This window comes from Klebsiella sp. 64, assembly GCF_018223915.1.
Classification (GTDB): Bacteria; Pseudomonadota; Gammaproteobacteria; order Enterobacterales; family Enterobacteriaceae; genus Klebsiella; species Klebsiella pneumoniae.
Genome location: NZ_JAGRQZ010000071.1, coordinates 1 through 6,039 on the forward strand (window position 1 = coordinate 1; position 6,039 = coordinate 6,039).

Annotated in this window: 5 protein-coding genes; 4 read left to right on the forward strand and 1 reads right to left on the reverse strand. The window is 32.4% G+C overall.

Features of this window, described 5'->3' with window-relative positions; translation table 11 throughout:
- The 3 genes from KHQ23_RS26210 to KHQ23_RS26220 all read left to right on the forward strand — a co-directional run.
- Positions 1-1,365 (forward strand): lipid II flippase MurJ (locus KHQ23_RS26210; protein WP_211777066.1); only part of this gene is annotated, 1,365 nt, incomplete at its 5' end.
- Positions 1,358-2,548, forward strand: coding sequence for a glycosyltransferase (locus KHQ23_RS26215; RefSeq protein ID WP_040174449.1), 1,191 nt, complete (start codon positions 1,358-1,360; stop codon positions 2,546-2,548). The genes KHQ23_RS26210 and KHQ23_RS26215, both read left to right, overlap by 8 nt.
- Positions 2,549-2,559: 11 nt before the next feature.
- Positions 2,560-3,696: a glycosyltransferase family 4 protein gene (locus KHQ23_RS26220; protein ID WP_157846180.1), complete on the forward strand. Its 1,137-nt coding sequence runs from the start codon at positions 2,560-2,562 to the stop codon at positions 3,694-3,696.
- Between the two features lie 75 nt (positions 3,697-3,771).
- Here the strand turns inward: KHQ23_RS26220 and KHQ23_RS26225 are convergent, their stop codons facing one another.
- Entirely contained in the window at positions 3,772-4,785 is a 1,014-nt protein-coding gene (locus KHQ23_RS26225; protein ID WP_052141453.1) for a hypothetical protein, read from the reverse strand.
- 62 nt (positions 4,786-4,847) lie between these two features.
- Between KHQ23_RS26225 and KHQ23_RS26230 the strand changes: the two genes are divergently transcribed.
- A partial coding sequence (locus tag KHQ23_RS26230) for an O-antigen ligase (RefSeq protein ID WP_211777031.1) occupies positions 4,848-6,039 on the forward strand: 1,192 nt, incomplete at its 3' end.

The following is a 6,039-nucleotide window of genomic DNA, read 5'->3' on the forward strand; positions in this document are numbered from 1 at the left end:
CTTGTACCAATTAATTTTATGATTAGCGACAGTTTAAACTCTGCCTTTATTCCTTTATATAAAAAATATTTATTAGAAAATACTGACAAAGCTGAAACATTTAAGTGGTGTATTTTTTTATTGTTTGTGATTATGTCATCATTTTTGTTTATTGTTTTATACTTATTTTCTGGATTTTGGGTTGATGTGCTTGCTCCTGGTATAAACGAATCAACAAGACTGATATCGATTAACTTACTTAAAATAATGGCACTATGTTGTCCATTTTATCTGTGCTCGGCATTAATGAACTATGTTTCAATGGCTCATAATGATTTCAAGCCAATGTCCATGAGGAATCCAGTTCAAAATATAGGCATGCTAATTGGTGTGTTTATAGCATATTATTTTGAAAAGGTTGAATTCTTAGCTTGGGGCTTTACGGGAAGCTATATTTATTTTTTTATGTGGTCGCTGGTTCGAAAAGATTCAAAAAAAATAATAATGCTGCCTGCAAAGTTTGAGTATGTTGAAATTAAAGGTGTAATAGGCGATTTTTGGTCGATTTTAAAACCCTTATTATTATTGCCTCTTCTTTTACAGGGGAATATTACATTAGAAAGAGCATTGTCATCATTAGTCAGTTTAGAGGCGGTATCATCATTAGACTATGCTAAATTTGTAACTGAAACAGTTGTGTTTTTTTTATCAGTTCCTGTCGCTTTTGCGGGCTTATCTGCTTGGGTTGGTTTGGATACCAATATCGTTAAAAGGAAACTCGAAGAGTTGTATACAATTTTAATTGTTTTGGGGTTTTCTGTATCTGGGTTTCTATTTTTTTATGCTGAAGATATTATAAAATTATTATTCCAGCGAGGCGCATTTAATCAGCATTCAGTAGAGGTAACTTCCGATTATTTGCGTGGTATGTGTATTGGTCTCTGGGCACAGGTCATTGGTTACATTTTTCTAAAAGCGTTAAGCGCGCAATTGAAAAATAAAAAAGTATTATTCTCAATGGCAATAGCATTATTTGGTAATGCTATTTTTAATTTATTGACTTATTCGACTTATGGTGCTTTAGGCATAGGACTAGGTTGTTCAGTGTATGGCATATTACTTCTTTTAAGCAGTGCTTATTTTATGGGGATACACAAAATTTTATTCTATCCCTTCATTAAACTTTTATTAGGTATGATGGTTTATTATATCTTGATTTATTCTTTTTTTTCAAGTTCTGGTCTGACAGGTCTGGTAATAGTAGATTTGGCTTTTAATGGATTGGTTTACTTATTGTTCTTTTTTGTGTGGTGTATGATTTTTAGAGATATTAGAAATAAATTTGTGAATGTATTTATATCTAAAAAAAGGGGGGGGAATGAATAATCGGGATAATTGTGACGATATTGTTGTTCTGTCCACTGCAGATTGGGATAATCCTTTTTGGACCAATAAACAACATGTTACCGTCGAATTGGCGCGGCGAGGGCACAGAGTCTTATATATTGAATCCTTAGGGCTTAGGCAACCATCTGTCAATAAAAAAGACATCACACGAATCTTTAGAAGAGTGATGAAAGCGTTGAAACCACCTAAGAAAGTAAAAGATAATATATGGGTATGGTCGCCGCTATCAATACCTTTTAATAAATACGCGATCATTCGTAAATTAAATAAAGTGCTACTTTCTGGCATGTTACGATTATGGTCCATTACGTTGGGTTTCAAAAAACCCATCTTATGGACATATAATCCTTTGACTTCAAATTTTTTAGATCTTAACAGATTCAAATTCAAAGTTTATCATTGTGTTGATGAAATAAAGGCTCAACCAGGAATGCCAGTCTCAATCCTAGAGACAGCGGAAGAGATATTAGTTAAAAGCTCTGATTTAACTTTTGTCACCTCGCCTACTTTATTGGAAAGCAGAAAAAAATGGAGTGATAACGTTTACTATCATTCTAACGTAGCAGATTTCGAACATTTTTCAAAAGCTTGCAGTCAAGATTTAATTGTACCTGATGATATATTATGTTTACGTAAGCCTGTATTAGGGTTTATCGGTGCTATCAGTAGTTATAAGGTAGATTTTGAATTATTAAATTATATTGCTAAATCCTGCCCTAATTTATCGATCGCTTTAATTGGTGATATAGGCGAAGGAGATCCTTCGACTAATACGAGTTTGATAAATCAAGTAGAAAATATACATATATTAGGTGCAAGGCCTTACGAGTTATTACCTAATTATCTAAAAGGTATGGATATTGCTCTACTTCCTAATAACATAAATCAATATACAGCATCGATGTTTCCAATGAAGTTCTTTGAGTATCTCGCAGCAGGGAAAAACGTGGTTAGTGTCGATTTGGCTTCAATTCAAGAGTTTTCCGATTATTTAAAAATTGCACACTCAAAAGAGGACTTTGTCAATAAGATTCAAGAAATTCTTGCTGGCGATGGTTTCTCTGTACAACATTTGCACAAATTAGCAAGCGAATACACGTATAAATCACGAACAGATAAGATGTTTGAATTAATTAATACTCATTTAAAAAAGACAAATTAATGGAGGTTGTTTTGTTAAAATCAAAACCGATAATCGTACAAATCTGCCGTGATGCAACTGATACCGGAGGTGGACGCGTAGCTCTTGAAATTAGTAAATATTTTGCATTGAGTGGATATAAAGTAATTATTATTACTGATACAATATGTGATGCTGATATCCATGATGTATCTTTTCAGTATACATCAATGGGGCAACTCTTAAAGGATTGGAAAGCTGGTAATAAAATTACTAAAACACTTAGACATCTGTTACAACTAGTGGTTTTTATGTTTACGTCTTACTTTGAACTAACCAAAATAAAAGATAAGAAAATAACAATTAATCATAATCTTGAATCACTAGCTGGCGATGTTTATGTAATACATAATGTTTTCAATTATGAAAACAAAAATAAGCCTATTTTAAAGCGTTTATTGCGTTGGTTTAACCCGGTTTTTTTTATAAGGGCTGGGAGAGAATACCTTCTGTTGCGTTTAGCTTATGATAAAAAAATAATATGTGTTTCTGAGCAGACATTAAGTGAAGCTAGGGCATATTGCCCTAGTAGTTCTAATTTGTGTTATATAAATAATGGTGTGAATGCTGATTTTTTTTCTTATAAAAAAAGATTTCTTAAACAAAAAGAATTCAATTTGATTTTTGTTGGTCATGAGTTTGAACGTAAAGGTTTGGAATATGTAATAAAGAGTCTTTTATTAGTTCCTGAATATATCAAGTTATATATCGTAGGTGGGGCTGGAAGTTCGCGAAAAAAATATGAAGAATTAATTGATGAACACAATTTGCAGGGACGAGTTATATTCAAAGGAACTATACTTGGTCAGGACTTGGTTACACTTTACCACAAGTGCGATTTGTTTGTATTACCCAGTAAATATGAAGCTTGGCCATTAGTAGGTTTAGAAAGTATGTCTTGTGGGTTACCAGTTCTCATGACAAATGTGGGGGGGATTCCTGAATATTTAAAAGATGGCCTTAATGGTTTTTTTATTACTCAAAATGGAAAAGATATTGCTGAAAAAGTAAATGTTATTTCAAGCAAAAAAGAACTTTATGAGCAGATGTCTGCTAATGCAAGGCAAACTGCGTTAAAGCATTCTTGGAATGCTTGCGCTCAAAAATATTTAAATGTTATAGAGCAGTGAAAATATAATTTAGATTAAATTTACATTTTGTTTTTTTTATTTTTATCGAGCTCCTTCTTCGGAGCTCGTTATTTCTCACAAACAATTATTGGATTTTATCCCAACATATGCCGGCTTTTTTAAACCGTTGTATTTAACCAAACCAAATCCTGATTCTGTGTCATAAATATTACTTGATGCATCATTAAGTTCGTATATGATAATTGCTGATATTCCAGCCTTTTTAGCATCGCATATTGCATTGTTAATAAATTGCTTTTGAGTTTTTTCTGATATACCCTGAGGTGAGTTGCTGGTACTCCACCCAATTTCAGTAATAAAGACAGGCTTATCTTTAAAACTCCCTTTTCTTATAAAATTCATAGTGTACTGAATTTGCTTTTTATAGATTTGATAGTTTGAAAAATATCCTTTCCTGTATGCTGTGTAGGGATGTATAGCAATAATGTCTGTAAAATGAGACATGTCATCAGTTAGATACGTATTTATAAAGTTTCTCGAATCTATACCAAGAGTTTTATTGAATGCAGCCGCAGAAAATGAAGATGTTATTACCTTTATTTCAGGGCTTTCTTTCTTTATCGCTGTATATGTTGCTTTAACAAGTTTTTTATAATCGTCAACTTTTCCTGGTTTTGTGTTTCCAAGTTTACTATCCCACTCATTCCATATTTGGTAATAAAATATTCTGTTTTTATAGTAATTTACGACATATGTAGCATATTTTACGAAGGCATCAATTGATTCATCCGTTATAGGTTTATCGCCATTGTTGTAATATTTATTCCCATAATCTAATATTATTATTGGTTGTATGTTGCTCCGTAACAATAAATTGATTTTAGCGTTCACATCTTTCGGTATTTGATAATTGCCTTTTGTTGATTCTATTAGTCTCCAGGGTAAATCCATGCGTATATATTGCATCTTTAAATCTTTTGTTAAAATAATAGATTTTTTTGTTTGATCAATGTTTTGATTTATAATGTGTGAATTAACACCTAACGCAATATTTTGAGCAAATAGAACCTGCGGAGTTATAAATGCAACTAAGAATAAACCACTTTTGACACTTTTAAAATTTAACATGATTGCACCTTATTGAAATCGATGGACTACTAATTATGATACTTTCTCGTCGGAAATCACTAATGTTTCTGCTTTCTGGTTTAATGGTTTTATCATGCTATCAAATATACCTCTTTAGAATAGCTGGTTCATATATTCCCATTTCAGCATTATTTATGGCAATGTGTATACCTTTTGTCAAGGTTTTAAAGCTAAAAGACCCACTGGTTGTATTATTCAGTATGTCGCTTCTTCTTAACGCTATAAGTATTCTTTGGTCTCCTGTTATTGGTTTATGGGAGTACCAAATGGTTTTTGGTTATATTTTTTTAATCACATACGCCACATTCAAAGAGATACAAGATACAGAACTTGCTGGTAAGCTGATTAAACTTTTTTTAATGGCATCGGCTGTTAATGGTGTACTGATTGTTATATTTAGATTAAGGCCGGAAATCGAAGCTGTATTTATCCTTAATTTTCTAAAACTCTTTAAAAATCCAGATCGTTTAGGTTTTGATACCTTTTTAAATGTATGGGATGTCGACAAAGCCGGTGGAGTGTTTGATAATGCAAACACTGGAGCCGCATTGCATTTGGTATGTGTAGGTTTAGTTTTATTAATGAAGCCTTTTTTTAGGTCTTTACCTTTTATTGCTTTATTAATTATTAATGTGTGCGCTGTCTTTTTTTCAGGTTCAAAATCTGCTTTAATAATTCTTGTGCTTAGTAGCCTATTTTCCTTTTCCTTGTATTTTTTAAGACCGGGGTCTAAGGAACGCTCTCTTAGATGGTTTATTATTATAATTCTATTATTTATATCGTGTATTTTACTTTATTACATTAACGATTTTTTAACCTCATCTACTTTTGCTAAAGATACATCTGCAACTTCAGAGGATCGCTTTAATTTAATTTCCTTCGCATATGATATGTTTTGGCAACATCCATTAATTGGATTAGGTTACGGTGGTTGGCAAATAAAAATAGGAATTCTGGGGGCTCAATATGGTGTAAGACCTGATTGGCCACCACATAATAGTATTATCGAAGCATGGGCCACTGCAGGGATATTTAACTCTCTCATTTGCATTTCTATCATAATTATTATTTTAAAAAGGAGTATCATATTTGTTCACAAATCTGAATCAATCCCTTCTATCGGAGGAGTAATTGCTGTTTTAGGAGCAGTAATTATGCCTTTAGGTGATCCGCAACCTTTTTTAGGTACACCACAACTTGCCGCTCCTCTAGGGAAGGTGCGAATAAGCAGGT